Below are 16,772 nucleotides of genomic sequence, written 5' to 3' on the forward strand. Positions count from 1 at the left end.
CTACGAGACCATTTCCGCGCCTTGCGATCGCACGCACCAGGCGCCGCCGGGCCCGCCCTTCGGGCGGACGACGCTACTTTCGAAACACGCCCTAGCCCCGTCGCCCGGAGGAGGGCGGCAGGACAACGGGCATCTCCTCGACCTGCCTGCGCCGCGCGAGCCGCTGCTCCTCCGCGGCCTCCTCGGGGTGCCGGGCCCGCCAGTACGGGTTGTCGTGCGAGAGCCCGCCGCTGACCCGCCCGTACATCCCGAACATCATCAGCAGCAGGCCGGTGACAAAGCTGAACAGGACGTTCTGGATCTGGAAGGCGAGGAAGTTCATCCCGGTGTCGAGCAGCGCGAGATTCACGAACCCGCTGAGGATGAACACGATGCCGATGACCATGTTGAGGGTCGACGCGAAGTTGCCGCCGATCACCATCCCGACAAACAGCAGCAGCCCGACACAGATCGACAGCACGCTGAGCGCGCCGTTGGTGCTCAGGCCGGCGACGGTGTCACCACCGGTGTCGAAGAAACCGATCTTGTCGATCAGCCCCAGGATGCCGAAGGCGAGCAGCACCAGACCCATCAGCCCCGCCCCCACCTGGTAGACGCGGCTGAGGCGGTGATCGACCGGGAGGTGGTCATCGAATCGAGTGGCCCTGCGGAGAAGGGCGGACCGTCGGGCAGGACGCAGTGCGTGGGGCGCGTGGGTCGCCATGGAGAAGCCTCCTTCGGCCACTACCAGGATCGCTCGGCGACGGGCGCGCCGCACCCCGGAACCCGTCGATCAGCACACGGGCACACGGGCACAGGGCTCAGGTGCCGGCCCCGCGCTCCTCGCGGATCTCGGAGACGACGTGCGCGGCGGTCCGGCGTACGCCCTCCGTGACGGTCAGGAAGTGCCAGTAGTCGGGATGACGTCCCTCAAGACCGCTGACGGCCTGATCGAGCCGGGCCACGGCGTCGTCCAGCGGACGGGCATGACGCGGCTCGGGGGTGTTGCGCCCGGCCATGGCCAGCCGCTGGGCGTCGCGGATCGCGAACCGGGTCCGCTGGATCTCCTGCTGCGGGTCCTTGGCCACCTCGTTCAGCCGGTGCAGCCGGTCACCGGCCGCCGACACCGCCTCGTCGGTGGCGTTGAGCAGGGCCCGTACCGTACTCAGCCGGGACGTGGCATCGGCCCAGCGCTGCTCGCCGCGCGCTTTCGCGGCCTCCTTGAGCTTCTCCTCGGCCTGGCGGACGTTGACCGCGGCCTGCTCCGGAACCGGCTGGAGGTCCTGCCAGCAGGCGGCGGAGAACCGGCGCCGCAACTCACTGAGCACGGGCTCGACGGAAGAGGCCCGGGTCGTCAGGGCCTCGGCACGCGTACGCAGCGTCACCAGCCGGCGATCGATCTCGGCGGCCCGCTCGGGCAGCTGAGCCGCCTCGGCCCGTACCGCCTCGGCATCGCGCAGGACCTGATCGGCCCGCTGGAGGGTGTCGGCCACACCGTGCCGGCCGGCGCCCTGGTTGAGCTTGGTCAGCTCGGGGGCGAGGGCGGCGAGCCGTGCGGCCAGCTCGTCCGCCCGCAGCCCGGACTCCCGCACCGCGTCGAGAGCATTGCTCGCGGACAGGAGCGCTTGCCGGGCCCGCTCCACGGCCGGCGCGAGCCGCGCGAGCTGGGTCTCGGCGCTGCCGAGCAACGGCCCGAGACCGGCCGCGAACCGGTCGAGGTCGCCCTTGACCCGTACGAGGTCGTTCTTGGCGGAGGACAGCTGGGCCTTGGCCTGTGTGGCGACCGACGGTTCGAGATCATCGCGGTCGAGGTCGTGCGCGTCGACGGCGGTGATGTAGGCGCTGCTGGCCGCGTCGATGCTCCGCCCGAGCGCCGCGAAGTCGTCCACGGCCTTGCGCGCGGCCGGGGAGCTGTCCACCGCGGTGATCGTCTCGATCGAGATCTGCAGATCGCGCTGGGCGGTGTCCAGCTCGACGAAGGCCTCGGCGGCGGCATCCTTCGCGGCCTGCGCCTCGGCCCGCTGCCCCTCCCCGCGGCCGCCGAACCAGCGCCGCGTGCCGCCACCGGCGAAGGCGCCCGACAGGGCGCCCGCGACCAGGGGCACCGGCAGCAGCATCAGTACGAGGACATCGCGGACCCCACTCGTCCGACGGACATCTCCGACGGCGGAACTCGCACCCGCTCTCGCCCGCGGCTTCGCGTGTGTCGCCGTCACATCCCTCTCCCGTGCCGATTCGCCCTGCCCGGTACATTCTCCCACCAGGTAAGGACGAACACACGGGCCGGTTAGTTCGCGGTTCGCACCGTGACTTCGCCGTTGTTGCTCCGGGCCTTCACCACATGGGAGCTGCTGCCACTGCGCGGCACCTCCACCGAAGTGTTCCCGTTGGGCGCGCTGGCGCTCACCGCGTACGAGGTACTGCCGCCCGGCAGCTCGATGACGACCCTGCCGTTGTCACTGCTGGTGTCCACCAACGCCGGCACAGCGGAGAACCCGAGCCGCACCGCACCATTGTCCGAGTCCGCCTTGACCGACGAGCCGGAGATCCCCTCGGCGACGATGCCGCCGTTGTCACTGTTCAGCTTCAGCGGCCCGCTGGCGTCGCGCACGGTCACCTCGCCGTTGTCGGAGCGCAGGTCGAGCGCGGTGTCGAAGCCCGACGCCGTCACCTTCCCGTTGTCCCCGCGCACGGTGACCGCCACCCCGCGCGGCACCTTCACCTGCTGCTTGGCCGCACAGTTGCTGATCAAGGCATCGCACTTCACCTTCAGCGTCAACGTGCCGCCACGCATCTCCCAGCGCGCGTCGGGCCCGGTCCCGAGCACCACCCACCCGTCGACCTGCCGGGTCACCTCGACCTTCTTCACGTCCGCCGGTACGAGCTCCAGCGTGGTGTTGGCCGTGTCGATGGTCAGCGTCTTCCCGCTGAACGCGAACGACTTGTGCTCGACCGGCGCGTCATCGGTGTCCGCGCTGCCGCATCCGGAGAGCACGAGCGCGGCGAGCACCGCAGCGCCGGACGCGATGAGTGTGCGGGTGTGGTGTGCCACGGTGTTCGTCCCCCAGGTCGTGCGCCGGCCGATTCGCCTTACCGCGTTCCGCCTCACGGTATGTGTGCACCGGCAGCCCGGGGAATCAGGACGGCCACCGTATGGGGGGTGGGGCTATCCCCCCTCTCCCTCTCTCGCCCCCTCGACGGCCCTGCACGACTGCCTCGGCCGCCGGGCTCCTGCCGCCGGCAACCGTTTGTGACCAGGGGCCGTAGTCCATGTACGCTGTTCCCTCATCCACGGGTGCGTAGCTCAGGGGTAGAGCGCTGCTCTTACAAAGCAGATGTCGGCAGTTCGAAACTGCCCGCGCCCACCAGCAGGACACATGGAAAAGGCCCAGGTCACCGGCAGTACGCCGGGAGCCTGGGCCTTGTTCGTTCCTCCGTGATTCCGGAGGGGAGCGGTGTCCCACCAGTCGCGTGCGGATGTGCCGATCGGGGGGTGCCGGTCCCGGCGTCGAGGGCGGACCGGGGACGGGGAGGGGAGCTGGGGTGAGTGGTGGGTTGGCGAATTAGTCGCGTGCTGCCGCGTTGAGTCGTGCACCATACGGCTATGCGGCTTGGCTCCAAGATAATTCCGGACTTTCCCGCAGGGGGATGGGGATGAAGGACTTTACGGATTTGATACGGGCGCTCACCGGGCTGACCTGGCCCATAATCGCCGGGCTCCTGGTCTGGAGGCTCTTTCCGACGCTCAAGGACATCATCCGCTCGCGCGGCTTCACGGTGAAGGTCGGACAGACTGAGCTGACCGTCCAGGAGATGTCGGAACAGGTCCTCAGAACCACAGCAGAAATCCAGAGCAGCCTGGCCGACGTCGCAGCCGGGCGGGCGCCGGAAGCAACACCCGAGCCCCGGACCCTCCGGGCGATCCTCTGGGTGGACGATCATCCGGAGAACAACACGTACGAAGCCGAGCAGCTGCGCAGCCTCGGCGTCACTGTGAAGACAGCGAAATCCACCGCAGAGGCAGAACACGCCATTAATGCGACTTTCGACCCATTTGATGCCGTCATCTCTGATATGGGGAGGGATGAGAGTGGATCGAATAATGCAAATGCCGGCCTTGATTTGATTCGCAAAATCCGAAATCAAGGGCATGGTGTGCCCATATTCATCTACGCCTCCACTCGGCAGGCGGATCGAGTCTCAGAGATTACTGCCGCCGGTGGCAATGGTGCCACCAATTCGGTTTCGCAACTGTTCAGGCTCCTGCGAGGGGTGGGCGAGTTCCCGCGTGACGCTGCCTGATTCGCCGTGCGAGTAGGGGACGGTGGGCCGAACCCGGCGGCTGACGAAAGCCGAGGGCAGAGGCGAGGCGGTGGCCGCGGCTGGCGTCGGTGCACGTCTCCGGACCGAACCCTCCCGCCTCGCGTCAGTCCGACCCCCGTCCCGCGTCGCGCAGGCGGTGCCAGGTGCGTATGACGGAGGTCAGTCCGGGGCGCTTGGTGGCGGGGGTGTTGGCGTCCCAGTCGCGGGCCGTGGCGGTGAACGTCTCCGCGCGGGATACCTCGGCGGGGTGGGGTGTCTGCGCCGCCCGTGCGGTGCGGCGCAGGTCGTCCGGGGTGATCGTGGCGAGCTTCGCGCGGGCGTGGTTGAGCAGGGTGGCGCAGGCGTCCTGGATCGCGGCTTCTCCCAGTGGGCGGGCGGGGACGTCCAGGTCCTCGGTCAGGTGGTGCTGGAGGGCTGCCGCCAGGTCCGGCAGGGAGATGTCGCGGATCGTCAGCGACAGGTGGGCCGAGAGTCCGGCTTCGCCCACCGCGCGGTGGGCGAAGCCGCGGGGGATGTAGAGCACGTTGCCGGGTTCGAGGACTCCGCGCAGGAGTTGGGGCGAGGTCTCGTCGTCCGGGAGTTCGCCCAGCGACCAGTCCGCCGTCTTCGGCGCGCCGTGGACGTACCAGGTCTTGCGCCCGGCCACCTGGAGGGCGAACACGTCGGCGTCGTCGCGGTGGATCGCGAGGCCCTGGCCGTCGGCGGGGGTGACGAAGAAGAACGCCTCTACGCGCCGGTCCAGTTCGCCGGACAGCCGGGCCACCAGGTCCGCTGTGGGGCGGTGCCACTGGTCGACGTGGCGCAGGAGCAGGGTTGCCCCGGAGCGCAGGAGGCCGGCGACCTTGGCGCGGTCGGCGAAGCCGTGGTGCGTCGTACCGTTGACCACGCGCGACGTGGTGTACGCGTCGGCCGGGACGGTGACCTTGTTGGAGCGGACCATCTCCAGGTAGGGGGTCCGCAGCAGCCCCGAGTCGAAGGCTGCGTCCAACTCTGTCAGATCGAAAGGCGAGTTCAGATTCTCAGGGGTGAAGAACTCGGGCTTTCGCTGCCACTGGTGGCTGCTGAAACCCTCGATGTCACCGACCCAGTTGGCCAGCGTGGGCGATTCCATGGCGTTCCCGTGGTGTCAGGGCGGTCGGGGGAGGCGGAATGCGGTGACGTCATGCTCCGGATTCCGCGTTGAACCGCACCGAGAGCAGGGAGCGCAGGGGGACGTTGGTCTCCTGCTTCGGGGTGCGAATGGCGAGCCGGTTTTCGAGAGCGACGGTCAGCAGGCGTCCGGCCAGGGGTACGACGAGGTGCTTGGCCCAGCAGCGCGCACCGTCGAACCCGAACGGCATGTACGCGGGCGTCTTCTCGGGATCCGGCACCCCGGCCCACCGCTCGGGCCGGAACCTCATCGGCTCCGGCCAGTAGTCAGGGTGACGGTGCATCAGAAGTGGGAACAGTGCGACGTTGTCCTCGCGGCGGATCTCGGGGTGCAGGCCGGTGTACGCGTCCCCGCCCGTCCGGTACAGCATCCACGCGGGCGGCAGCAGCCGCAGCGTCTCCCACAGAACCGCGTTGAGGTCCGGCCGGGCAGTGCCCTGTTGCCGCCCGGCCGGACCCATGAGCCACAGCGCGTTGCCGGTCAGCGCGGCCACCCCGTCGCAGAGGGTGGCGGTCGCGCGACGGTACATGGCGATGGCCTGCCCGCGCTCCTGGGCGTCGGAGGCGTCGCGGATCTGCTCGGCCAGCGCGGTACGCCCGCGTCCGGCACCGCCGGCGTCCGGCCATACGGTGACGGCGCGGTCGGCGATCCGGGAGAGCGCGGGGGAGCGCGTGATGCCGCGCTTCGACAGCAGGGAGACCGGCAGCGGGTCGGACGCGAAGAGCCACTGGCGCAGGTAGGAGGTGGCGGCGTAGGGCCAGGGGCCGTTCAGCCCGCGTGCCGGAGGAGGTGGGGTGCGGATACCGGCCGTGACGTCCTGCCCCAGAGCGCGGATCGTCCGCGTCGCACTGTCGTGGGGGATCTCGCCTCCGGCCGCCGGCTTGTAGACCGAGCGCTCCGTCGGCAGGACGGGGCGCGCCGCGACGACATCGCTGATCAGTTCGCGGTGGGAGACGCCGACCGTGGTCGCGTCGATCCGGAAGACCTTCTCTTCCCTCGCCAGCAGGTCCTGAATTCGTGGGGCGTACACGATGGAATGGCCGCGATCCGCTGCCGCTGCCGTTTCCTCCACGAGAATCACACCTCCATGAAGATGGCAATCAAATGGATTCGCCGTAGTCGGCGGGGGATGTGATGTGGCCGCTTCCCCCGCCGACAAAGGTGTACTGAAGGTGTACTGGGCGTACTAGATGACGTGCAGGACCCACGCGTGGTTGGCGAGGTCCTCGTCCTTCTTGAACTTCCGTACAAGCGCCTTGATCTTCTTCATGACTACTCCATTTCCTGGATTGCGGACGCTCTCGAAAGCGCGCCCGTGCCATAATCGAAAGGGGCTGCCTTCCCCCCAACGGGGGAGTGTCACCGTTTCAGTTGGCGCTCACGTTCTCCTAACGTTTCACTAACTTCGAAGGTCAGTGGTGGCCCGCCGACGGAGCCCGAGCCCGGCGATCGGCCGCCCCGAGGTGTTGGCGGCGAAGCAGGTCAGCCACCGTCCCCGCTGAGCGAGCCCAGGCGACGAAGTCGTGGGTGCTGCCCGGGGAGGCGCAAGAACCCAGGTGCCACACGGCTGAGCGGCATGGTGCGCGCTCCGCCGCTCCGGGTCTCCACCTCGCAGGCACATCTTCCTCACTGACATGACCATGCATTTTTCGCTAACCGGGCAACGGCGCGGCGGACTTGACAGAGTCTCATGATCTTCCGGTGATAGGCTCGCGTGCACATGCCACGTGAGCTTTCGCCTTGGCATGGCTACAGCCAGGGGGGCTCTCCGGGCGGTGACGTCTGCCCACAGCCGAGGGTCCGCTTGGACAGATTTCGAGAGCTGGACTCCAGCCGCTCAATAGAGAGTCACATGACGAATTTTTGGCAGGATCCGACAGTCTGGGCGCTTGCCGTCGGCGTCGCTGTCGCCGCCACGGTAATCACTCGCCAGCGAAAAAAGATCAAGGCGCTACGTCGTCAGAAGCAGGGCGTTCAAGGTGAACTGACCGCATCGCAGGGCAGGGCGGTCGACCTTGAGTCCACCGTCATCGAGCTGCGCAGCGGCTACGACGAGGTGGTCCGCCAGGCCAAGGAGGAGGCGGAAGACGCCACAAACACCGTACTGAAGTCGGCCATGCGGACCCTTCAAGGGCTCGCCGCGGAGCAGCAGCGGGCCATCTCAGGGCTGCAGAAGAAGTACGGCGACTCGGCCGTGCTGCGGGACATGCTGGAAATCGACCACATGAACTCGCAATTCAACCGGCGCGCGCAGTCCATCGCTGTGCTGTGCGGTGGATGGCTCGGCCGGCAGCGGGTGGCCGCATCGGTCTATGACGTGATCCGCGGAGCGCAGGGCCGTATCCGGCACTACCAGCGCATCGAAATCGCCTCACGGGTCGATTTCGCGGTGACCAGCCGTGCCGTCGAACCGATCGCGCTGACGGTGGCCGAGCTGCTCGACAACGCGACCAGCTATTCCGAGCCGTCCACCATGGTCGAGGTCGAGGTGCGGACGGTGCCCCGGGGCATCTGCATCGTGATCGACGACGCCGGTGTCGGCATGAGCGAGGAAGAACGGACGAACGCCACCGCTCTGCTTTCCAGCGGGACCGCGGTGAGCGTTTCGGAGCTCGGCAACCCTCCCGCGTTCGGTTTCGCGGTGATCGGTGCCCTGTGTGCGCGGTTCGGATTCACGGTCGCCATCGACAGCACCTCTCCCTACGGCGGTGTCCGCGCGGTGGTGATGGTGCCGAAGGAGTTGTTGACCGAGATGCCCGAGCCCCAGACGCCCAGTTCCACCCAAGAAGTCAATGTCGCTGCCGCGAGCCGCGGTTCGGCTCCTGCGGGGGCAGAGGGCGGGCTGCCCCGTCGACGGAACAAGCGCGGCATGGCGCTCGTGCCGGACGGCGGCCGCAGGTCTGATGAAGCGCCGCCGGCCCGGTCAGCAGAGGCACGGGTGGCGGCCATGGGCGCGTTTCAGCGTGGCACTCTCAGCGGCCGAGGTGCGGGGGTACCGGCCGCCGAAGGTGATACGTCTGCCGATTCACACGAAGGATTCGATGCCCCGTGAGCGATGACCTGTCCTGGATGCTTGAGGACGCGCTGCAGATTCCGCATGCTCTCCACGCGGTTCTGATATCTGCCGACGGCCTCCAGATGTCCCGTACCGCGGAGATTGACAGGGGTGATGCCGACAAGGTGGCCGCCGCCGTCTCCGGCCTGCAGTCGCTCAGCCGGGCCGTCAGCTTCTTCTGCGGAGAGCGCGGAGCGAACTGGCGCCAGACCCTCATCGAGTTCGACGGGGGCTGGGTGTTCCTGAACGCTGCGGGCGGCGGCAGCTACCTTGCCGTGGCGGCGTCGGCCGAGGTCGACATGCAGGACATCACGTACCGGATGCAGCAGCTGGTCAGCCGACTGGGCAAGGCGATGTCGACCGGCCTCCGCGGCGACACGGTCACCTCATGACAGAACCCGGCCTTCCCGAGCCCGAGTTCGTGTCCGAGGCCGGAGAACTGGTCCGGCCCTACGTCATCACCCGTGGCCGTGAACTGCCCGATGAGGACGAGTTCGCCCTCATCACTCTCGTCACGACGGCCACCGATGAGGAGCAGCGCCCTCAGCGGCTCTCGCCCGAGGAGCAGCAGATCCTGGAGATGTGCTCCAGTGGCTACCTCTCGGTCGCTGAGATCGCCGCGCACTCCCAGCTGCCGCTCGGGGTGGTCAAGGTGCTGCTCAGTTCCCTCGCCGAGGGGGGCTATCTCGTGACCCGGGCGCCGGTGCCCTCGGCCCGTCCCACCAACAAGGCCTTGCTTAAGGAGGTGCTCGATGGCCTCAAGGCTCTCACTGTCTGAGGATGCCTACGTGTCCAGCGGCGCACAGCAGACTGCGGTGAAAATCCTGGTCGTCGGGCATTTCGCCGTCGGCAAGACCACCCTGATCGGATCGCTTTCCGAGATCACGCCGTTGTCCACAGAGGAGCGGATGACGACGCTCTCGGAGCGCGTCGACGACCTCAAGGGGGTCCAGGGGAAGACCACCACCACCGTCGCCCTGGACTTCGGCCGGCTGACGCTGAGCGAGCGCATCGTTCTGTATCTGTTCGGCTCCCCCGGACAGCAGCGCTTCGTGAGTCTGTGGGACGACACGGCCCGCGGAGCGCTGGGCGCCCTGGTCCTGGTGGACCCCGAGCGCCTGGCCGACTCCTTCGACGTCATGGACCTGGTCGAGAGCTACGGCCTCGATTTCGCCGTGGCCATCAATCACTTCGAGGGCAGCACGGTCCACACCCCGGAGGCAGTCCGGGAGGCACTCGACCTGCTGCCCGACACCCCCGTCGTCACCATCGACGCACGCGACGAGAAGTCGTCCGTCGACGCCCTGATCACCTTGGTCCGCTATCTGCACGAGCGCGCCGACCTGGAGCACGCATGACAACCCCCTCTGTACCTCCGCCCGGCTGCCCCGCACACGGCAGCGGGCAGCGAATACCCCTGGACAGCCCGGAGTTCGCTGCCAATCCGCACGCGTACTACCGCTACATGCGCGAGCTCGGCCCCACCGCTCCGGTCACCATCGCCCCCGGCGTGGAGGCGACGCTGGTGACCGATTACAACGCGGCTCTGGAACTGCTGCAGGATTCGACGACCTTTCGCAAGGACTCACGCCGCTGGCGTGCACTGGCTGAGGGTTTCATCCGCCCCGACAGCCCGGTCCTGCCGCTGCTGGCCTACCGGCCGAACGCGATGTTCACCGACGGCGCCGAGCACGTGCGGCTGCGGCAGGCCATCACCGACTCCTTCGCCCGCGTCAGCAACAAGCGGCTGAACCGGATCGTCAGCCAGGCGGCCCAGTTCCTGATCAACCAGTTCAGCGCCCGCGGCAGCGCCGACCTGCTCCGCGACTACGCCCAGCAGCTCCCGCTGTACGTGTTCAACGACCTGTTCGGCTGCCCGGCAGAGATCGGTGACCGGGTGCTGTTCGGCATCGCCGGCATGTTCGACGGAGTCAACGCCGAGGCGGCCAGCCAGGTCCTGCTCGGAGCGGTCAGCGAGCTGGTGACGCTCAAGCGCGCCCAGCCCGGGGAGGACATCACCTCCTACCTGATGCAGCATCCGGCGCAGCTGAACGACGAGGAGCTGGCGCACACGCTGGTGTTGCTCCTGGGTGCGGGCGGCGAGCCGGAGGGCAACCTGATCGGCAACGCCTTCTACACGATGCTGACCAACGAGGAGTTCGCGCGCCTGGGGCAGTTCGACAAGGCTGTGGACGACACCCTGTGGCGCAATGCGCCGATGTCCAACTACGCGCCCCATTACCCGGTGGTCGACACGGACGTGGCCGGCGACAAGGTACGCGCCGGTGACCTGGTGCTGGTGTCCTTCGGCGCCGCCAACACGGCGCTCGCGGACCGCGGGGCCGACACCCGCGGTCACCTCGCCTGGAGCGCGGGCCCGCACGCCTGCCCGTCGAAGGAGCCGGCCAGGCTGATCGCCCTGACGGGCCTGGAGACGCTGTTCAACGCCCTGCCCGACGTTGAACTCGCCGTCCCCGCGGACAGCCTCGCCTGGCGGCCCGGCCCCTTCAACCGGGCCCTGGCCTCCCTGCCCGTCCGGTTCAGCGCGGTCACCCCGCGCGCCGCGGCCGCACCGGAGCCGACGGACGGGCCCCGCTACCCGGCACCCCCCGCCGCGGCAGCACCCGGGCCGGCGGCGCCGCAGCCCGCCGGCAAGGCGGGGCGCTGGAGCAGCTTCAAGAAGTGGCTGACGGGCCAGTAGCCCACACCCCCTGTGATGCATGTGACACAGGCAGTTGATGTGGTCTGCATGAATGATCAACTTCCTGGGTAGGACGGCGCGGAGTGTCTGGAGTGACACAAGATGAAGGAGAGGCAATGGATCGCGCAAGCATCTCCGCGCCCCCATCCGCAAGCGCCCGACCGGGCCCACAGCGCACCACCCCCAGCAGACGGAGCCCGTACGGGGGCGGCGACCCCGACCAGCCGCAGGACCGAATACCCGCCGTTCCCGGCAGCGGATCGGTCCTCGTCTCCTGCCTTGCCGGCGGAGCGCGTCCCCGTACTCCCGCACCGTCCAGGCGCGGTACGCGCCACGACGTGCGAGGCGCACGATGACCTCCCGCCCGGACCCCGGCATACCGGCAACCGGCCCCGGTGAGACGACGCTCGGCGACCACGTACTCGGTCAACTGCGTCGCCTGGGCGCCGGGGTGGGCCTGAGCGAGGCGGACACCGAGCTGTACGGACAGGTCCTGATCGAGTCCCTCGCGGACACCGCCCACCGGCCGCTGTCCCTGCCGCCGGCCTCGCAGACCTTCCTCTCCGACGACCACAGCCCCGTCGAGTTCTCCCTCGCCAGCGCCCCGGACGCCACCCCGGCCCTGCGCGTGCTCGTGGACCCCGGGTGGGCCCACAGCGACATGGCCGACAGCGGCCGTGCCGGGCTTGCGGTCATCCGCGCGATGGGCGCCCGCTGGGGCTTCGCCACCGACCGACTCGACGCCCTCGCCGACCTGTTCTTCCCCGCCGCGGCCCAGGGCCCCCTGGCCCTGTGGTACGCGCTCGACCTGCGCGCCGGAGGGGTCCCAGGGGTCAAGGTCTACCTGAACCCCTCGGCGTCCGGCCCGGAGAACGCGGCCCGCACTGTGCGAGAGGCACTGCGGCGGCTCGGCTACGGACAGGCCTTCGAGCAGCTGCCCCCGGCGGCCGGCTATCCGTTCCTCGCTCTGGACCTGGGTGCCTGGACGTCCCCCCGCGTCAAGGTCTACGTGAGAGACGCGGGCATGTCGGCCGATGACGCCTGTGCGCTCAGCCGTACCTCCGGAGCCGCAGCGGCCGACATCCGCTACTTCTTCCATGCGGCCGCGGGCTCCCTCGCGCCGTCCGAGCGCGGCGGAAGCGACAGCCTGCGACTGGTGCGGCGGCCGGCGATCACCTGCCACTCCTTCACCGAAGGCGACAGCAAGCGGAGTGGCTTCACGCTCCACATTCCCGTTCGTGACTACGTGCGCGATGACGAAGAGGCCCTCGACCGCGCCACAGCCCTGCTGACCCGGGCCGGCATGGACCCCACCGTTCTGAACCGGAGTTTGGCAGCGCTCACGCAGCGAAGCCTCGCCGACGGCGTGGGGCTGATCGCCTACCTGGCGCTGGTGTACGAGCGCGACCGGCCGCCCCGGCTCACCGTCTACCTGAGTTCCGAGGCCTACCGCGTCCGGCCGCCGCAGGAGCAGTACCCGCGGGGCAGCTGGATGCCCGCGCAGCACACCCGGAGCGTCCTGGACCTCGGGCCCCAGGCCATCGGCCACGTCAGCCCGCACACCGCACAGAAGGAAGTCACATGGAGCCCTACCGCATCAAGGTCGTAGAACCTCTTGCTTTCACCACCCGGGAGCAGCGCGAGGCCGCGCTGAAGCGGGTCGCCTACAACCCCTTCGATCTGCGGGCCGACGAAGTCACCATCGACCTGTTGAGCGACTCCGGGACCGGTGCCATCTCCGCGGACCAGCTCGCCGCAGGAATGCAGGGCGACGAGTCCTACGCCGGCAGCCGCTCCTTCTACCGGTGGCACGAGGTCGTCTCCGAACTCACCGGCTACCCCCACATCCTGCCGGCACACCAGGGCCGCGCGGCCGAGCGCGTCCTCTTCTCCTCGCTGCTGCGGCCCGGCACGAGTGTGCTGTCCAACACGCACTTCGACACCACCCGCGCCAACGTCGAACTGACTGGCTGCACGGCGTACGACCTGCCCTGCGCCGAGGCGAAGGACCTCGACAGCGACTTTCCGTTCAAGGGCAACATCGACCTGATCGCCCTCGAACAGGCCCTGGAGAACGCGGACCGGACGCCCGTCGGGGCCGTGCTGATGACCATCACCAACAACGGTGGCGGTGGCCAGCCGGTCAGCATGGAAAATCTGCACCGCACCGCCGAACTGTGCCGCCGCCACAACGTGCCGATGATCCTCGACGCGGCCCGGTTCGCGGAGAACGCCTGGCTGGTGACCCAGCGCGAACCCGGCTACGCCGACCGCACCCCGCGCCAGGTCGCCGAGGAAGCCTTCCGCCTGGCCGACGGCTGCGTCATGAGCGCGAAGAAGGACGGGATCGTCCACATCGGCGGCTTCATCGGCCTGAAGGACGCCGAACTCGCCGAGCGGTGCGGGGGCCTGCTCATCGCCACCGAAGGGTTCACCACCTACGGCGGTCTGTCCGGACGTGACCTCGACATGATGGCCCGCGGCCTCCTCGAAGTGACCGAGCCGGCCTACCTCGCTGAGCGTGCCGACATAGCCGCCCATCTCGCCGCACGCATCCGTGAAGCCGGCGTCGACATCGTGGAACCCGCCGGTCTGCACGCCCTCTACGTCAACGCCGGGCGCCTGCTGCCTCACATCCCGCCGCACCAGTACCCCGGCACGGCCCTCGTCTGCGAGCTCTACCTGCGCGGCGGCATCCGCTCGGCGGAGCTGGGGTCGCTGTACCTCGGTGAGGAGGACGAGCACGGCAACCCTGTCAAGACGGCGCCCTACGAACTCGTACGGCTGGCTCTCCCCCGACGGGTCTACACCCGCAGCCACTACGACCACGTCGCCGCCACCCTGGCGGACATCGCGAAGAATCCTGAATCGGTCCGCGGCTACCGGGTTACGGGCCAGTCCCCGATCCTCCGACACTTCAGCATCAAGCTGGAGCCCGTGAAGTCCGGCGACTGATCAGCACGCTCCGGTCGTCACGACGCGAGCCCAGGAAAGGCCCCGCCCCGGTGAGGGGAGGGGCCTTCTTCCACAGCTCCCCCCGGTACGCGGCAGCCGGGGACAGATCGCGCAACGGGCGGCTGTTAGCGTCGGGATCATGAACGACAGCGTGTACGTGGGCAACGCGGGCGAGGACGCGGCACTGGACCGGGGGTGGCTGCTCGGCCACTTCAAGGACGCCGGGGATCCTCGTCACAGCGAGGCCCTGGAGATCAAATGGGGTGTCCACCCGCGTGGTGACGAGCGGGCGCAGTGGGTGCGGGGTGAGGAGCGGACCGCTCTGCTGGTGCTCATCAGCGGTCGCTTCCATGTCCGCCTTCCTGGACGCGACGTGGTCCTGGAGCAGCAGGGTGACTACGTCGTCTGGGGCCGGGGCGTGGACCACTCCTGGTTCGCGGAGGAGGAGTCGGTGGTGCTGACGGTGCGGTGGCCGTCCGTCCCCGGCTATGCCGTGACCCCGGATTAGAGCAGAGCGGGCCCGGGTAGCCTGGCCGCCTGTTCGCGGTGCCGAAGGGCTGGACCAGGCGTTGGGCGAGGGACTGGAAGTGGACGGCGAAGGGCGGCCTGCCGCGTGCCTCGCCGCCGCCGGTCAGGAGTACCGGCCGGACGCCGCCTCGCCCCTGCGGATACCGGCCTTCCGCCGCTTCCTGCTGGCCCACCTCGTCTCCGCGACGGGGTCGGCCATGGCGCCCGTGGCGCTCGCGTTCGCCGTGATCGGTCATGGTGGCGGCGCACAGTCGCTCGGGATCGTGCTCACCGCGAACACCGTACCGACCCTGGTCCTGCTCCTCCTGGGCGGCGTGCTCGCGGACCGGATGTCCCGCAGCCGCATCCTCTTCCTCGGGAACCTCGGGGCCGGGCTGGCGCAGGCGGCGGTCTGCGTGCTGGTGGCGACCGGTACGGCGACGACGCTCGCGATCAGTGTCTGCGCCTGCCTCTCCGGGGCGTCGGCCGCGTTCATCGCGCCCGCCGCCCAGGGAATCGCGACCCGGCTCGTGGCGAAGGAGCAGCTCCAGCAGGCCAACGCGCTGGTCCGGGTGCCCGGGAACGCGGTCAGGATCGTCGGTCCGGTCGTCGGTGGATTCGTCGTGGCGCTGGCGGGCCCCGCCTGGGCGCTCGGGTGGGACGCGAGCACGTTCGCCGTCGCGGCCCTTCTCCTGCTCGGGCTCCGGCTCAAGGGGGCGGTCCCTTCCGGGGGCGGTGTGGTGAGCGATCTGCGGGCCGGCTGGGCCGGGTTCCGCTCGCGGAGCTGGCTGTGGAGCTACACCGTGGCCGGAACAGCGGTCGTGGCGGCCTGGCTGGCCGGATTCCAGCTCCTCGGGCCACTGGTGGCGGCCGACAGCTACGCGGGCGCCCGTTCATGGGGGCTGGTGCAGGGCGCCTTCGCCGCCGGGCTCCTCGCGGGCACGTTCCTCTGCCTGGCCTGGAAGCCGCGACGGCTGATGCTGGTCTGTGTGCTGACGAGCGCGGGCATCATGCTGCCCCTGGCCGCTCTGGGGCTGGAACTGCCCCTCTTCTGCGTGCTCTTGGCCGCCGTCGTCGCCGGAATCGGGCTGGACGTCGCGATCGTCTCCTGGTCCACGGTCATGCAACAGCAGGTGAGCGAACATGAGTTGGGGCGACTCGGCGCGTTCAACGCGGTGGGTGAACGCGCCGCCATCCCGATCGCGTACCTGCTGGTGGCAGTTGCCTCGAAGCACTGGACCGATCAGCACATCCTGCTGGTGTGCGCGGGAGTCGTCCTCGCCGCGACCCTGGCCAACGCGTGTGTGCGCGATGTGTACCGGATCAACCGCGTGTGAACCCGGGCGTCCGGCGGGAACGGGTTACGGCGGAGAGCCGGACGAGTGCGCCCGCCCGGCTCGCCGCCACCGTGGTCAGCGCCGCCAGAACAGCAGGTGGGTGACTCCGCTGGGGCTCGGCACCGTATCGAGGTGGTACCGGTCGAGCAGCTCGGTGTGGCTCTCCCAGAGCCGTTCGCCACGTCCCAGTTCGATGGGCGCCACGGCGATGTGCATCGTGTCGACGAGGTCGGCATCGAGGAATTCGCGGATGGTGGCGACCCCGCCGCCGAGGCGTACGTCCTGGCCGTCGGCGGCCTCCTTCGCGCGGGCCAGCGCCTCCTCCGGTGTCGCGTCGAGGAAGTGGAAGGTGGTGTCGGCCAGGGTGAAGGAGGGGCGCTCGTAATGGGTGAGCACGAAGACCGGTGTGTGGAAGGGCGGGGTGTCGCCCCACCAGCCCTTCCACTCGTGGTCCTCCCACGGGCCGCGCTGCGGGCCGAACTTATTGCGCCCCATGATCTCCGCGCCCACGTTGCGGGTCTGCTCGCGGGTGAAGTAGTCGTCCAGGCCGCGTGTGCCGCCGGGCTCCGTGCGGTTCACCCAGCTGGCGGTGGGGCCCACCCAGGACATCAGGGTGGCGGGGTCCGCGTGGCCGAAGGGCCGTTCCAGGCTCTGGCCCTCGCCGGCACCGTATCCGTCCCGCGACACGGTGATGCAGTGCATCCTCAACAGCTGTTGTGACATGAGTTCTCCTCCGGGCGTCGGCGAGCCGGGCATCGAGAGCCG

16 protein-coding genes and 1 tRNA gene are annotated in these 16,772 nt (G+C 69.2%); 11 read left to right on the top strand and 6 right to left on the bottom strand.

Going from position 1 to position 16,772, the window contains the following annotated elements; translation table 11 throughout:
- Window positions 1-91: 91 nt before the first annotated feature.
- The 3 genes from ACFVQ0_RS20180 to ACFVQ0_RS20190 form a co-directional block, all read right to left on the bottom strand.
- The gene (locus tag ACFVQ0_RS20180; protein WP_390089836.1) at window positions 92-703 is read right to left on the bottom strand and encodes a DUF4383 domain-containing protein; all 612 of its coding nucleotides are present in this window, start codon (window positions 701-703) and stop codon (window positions 92-94) included.
- A 97-nt stretch (window positions 704-800) separates the two neighbouring features.
- Window positions 801-2,195 carry a hypothetical protein gene (locus ACFVQ0_RS20185; RefSeq protein ID WP_390089838.1) on the bottom strand — a complete coding sequence of 465 codons (1,395 nt, stop codon included), beginning with the start codon at window positions 2,193-2,195 and terminating at the stop codon, window positions 801-803.
- A gap of 71 nt (window positions 2,196-2,266) precedes the next feature.
- Complete coding sequence (locus tag ACFVQ0_RS20190) at window positions 2,267-3,031, bottom strand: DUF4097 family beta strand repeat-containing protein (protein ID WP_390089840.1); 765 nt, start codon at window positions 3,029-3,031, stop codon at window positions 2,267-2,269.
- A 241-nt stretch (window positions 3,032-3,272) separates the two neighbouring features.
- Between ACFVQ0_RS20190 and ACFVQ0_RS20195 the strand changes: the two genes are divergently transcribed.
- Window positions 3,273-3,347, top strand: a tRNA-Val gene (locus ACFVQ0_RS20195).
- Between the two features lie 286 nt (window positions 3,348-3,633).
- Entirely contained in the window at window positions 3,634-4,281 is a 648-nt protein-coding gene (locus tag ACFVQ0_RS20200; RefSeq protein WP_390089842.1) for a response regulator, read from the top strand.
- Window positions 4,282-4,405: 124 nt separating this feature from the next.
- Here the strand turns inward: ACFVQ0_RS20200 and ACFVQ0_RS20205 are convergent, their stop codons facing one another.
- Window positions 4,406-5,413, bottom strand: a complete 1,008-nt coding sequence (locus tag ACFVQ0_RS20205) for a JmjC domain-containing protein (protein WP_390089844.1) — start codon at window positions 5,411-5,413, stop codon at window positions 4,406-4,408.
- 49 nt (window positions 5,414-5,462) lie between these two features.
- Window positions 5,463-6,524 (bottom strand): cytochrome P450, encoded by a 1,062-nt coding sequence (locus ACFVQ0_RS20210; RefSeq protein ID WP_390089846.1) that lies wholly within the window; start codon window positions 6,522-6,524, stop codon window positions 5,463-5,465.
- Window positions 6,525-7,304: 780 nt separating this feature from the next.
- On the opposite strand from ACFVQ0_RS20210, the gene ACFVQ0_RS20215 reads away from it, so the two are divergent.
- The 9 genes from ACFVQ0_RS20215 (at window position 7,305) to ACFVQ0_RS20255 (ending at window position 16,007) form a co-directional block, all read left to right on the top strand.
- Window positions 7,305-8,504, top strand: a complete 1,200-nt coding sequence (locus tag ACFVQ0_RS20215) for an ATP-binding protein (RefSeq protein WP_390089848.1) — start codon at window positions 7,305-7,307, stop codon at window positions 8,502-8,504.
- Window positions 8,501-8,899 carry a roadblock/LC7 domain-containing protein gene (locus ACFVQ0_RS20220; RefSeq protein ID WP_363031229.1) on the top strand — a complete coding sequence of 133 codons (399 nt, stop codon included), beginning with the start codon at window positions 8,501-8,503 and terminating at the stop codon, window positions 8,897-8,899. Before ACFVQ0_RS20215 ends, ACFVQ0_RS20220 begins: the two co-directional genes overlap by 4 nt.
- On the top strand, window positions 8,896-9,285 hold the full coding sequence (locus tag ACFVQ0_RS20225; RefSeq protein ID WP_390089850.1) for a DUF742 domain-containing protein: 390 nt from the start codon (window positions 8,896-8,898) through the stop codon (window positions 9,283-9,285). The genes ACFVQ0_RS20220 and ACFVQ0_RS20225 overlap by 4 nt, the downstream gene beginning before the upstream one ends.
- On the top strand, window positions 9,260-9,865 hold the full coding sequence (locus ACFVQ0_RS20230; RefSeq protein WP_311305886.1) for an ATP/GTP-binding protein: 606 nt from the start codon (window positions 9,260-9,262) through the stop codon (window positions 9,863-9,865). The genes ACFVQ0_RS20225 and ACFVQ0_RS20230 overlap by 26 nt, the downstream gene beginning before the upstream one ends.
- Complete coding sequence (locus ACFVQ0_RS20235; RefSeq protein ID WP_390089853.1) at window positions 9,862-11,208, top strand: cytochrome P450; 1,347 nt, start codon at window positions 9,862-9,864, stop codon at window positions 11,206-11,208. Before ACFVQ0_RS20230 ends, ACFVQ0_RS20235 begins: the two co-directional genes overlap by 4 nt.
- A 352-nt stretch (window positions 11,209-11,560) precedes the next feature.
- Window positions 11,561-12,817: a tryptophan dimethylallyltransferase family protein gene (locus ACFVQ0_RS20240; protein ID WP_390089855.1), complete on the top strand. Its 1,257-nt coding sequence runs from the start codon at window positions 11,561-11,563 to the stop codon at window positions 12,815-12,817.
- Entirely contained in the window at window positions 12,790-14,163 is a 1,374-nt protein-coding gene (locus tag ACFVQ0_RS20245) for a tryptophanase (protein ID WP_390089857.1), read from the top strand. The genes ACFVQ0_RS20240 and ACFVQ0_RS20245 overlap by 28 nt, the downstream gene beginning before the upstream one ends.
- Window positions 14,164-14,302: 139 nt before the next feature.
- Window positions 14,303-14,671 carry a signal peptidase I gene (locus ACFVQ0_RS20250; RefSeq protein WP_311305890.1) on the top strand — a complete coding sequence of 123 codons (369 nt, stop codon included), beginning with the start codon at window positions 14,303-14,305 and terminating at the stop codon, window positions 14,669-14,671.
- A gap of 154 nt (window positions 14,672-14,825) precedes the next feature.
- Entirely contained in the window at window positions 14,826-16,007 is a 1,182-nt protein-coding gene (locus tag ACFVQ0_RS20255) for an MFS transporter (RefSeq protein WP_390090718.1), read from the top strand.
- A 75-nt stretch (window positions 16,008-16,082) separates the two neighbouring features.
- On the opposite strand, the gene ACFVQ0_RS20260 is transcribed toward ACFVQ0_RS20255, so the two are convergent.
- Window positions 16,083-16,730 carry a dihydrofolate reductase family protein gene (locus ACFVQ0_RS20260; RefSeq protein WP_390089859.1) on the bottom strand — a complete coding sequence of 216 codons (648 nt, stop codon included), beginning with the start codon at window positions 16,728-16,730 and terminating at the stop codon, window positions 16,083-16,085.
- Window positions 16,731-16,772: the final 42 nt, after the last annotated feature.

It is taken from the genome of Streptomyces sp. NPDC057900 (assembly GCF_042887885.1).
Classification (GTDB): domain Bacteria; phylum Actinomycetota; class Actinomycetes; order Streptomycetales; family Streptomycetaceae; genus Streptomyces.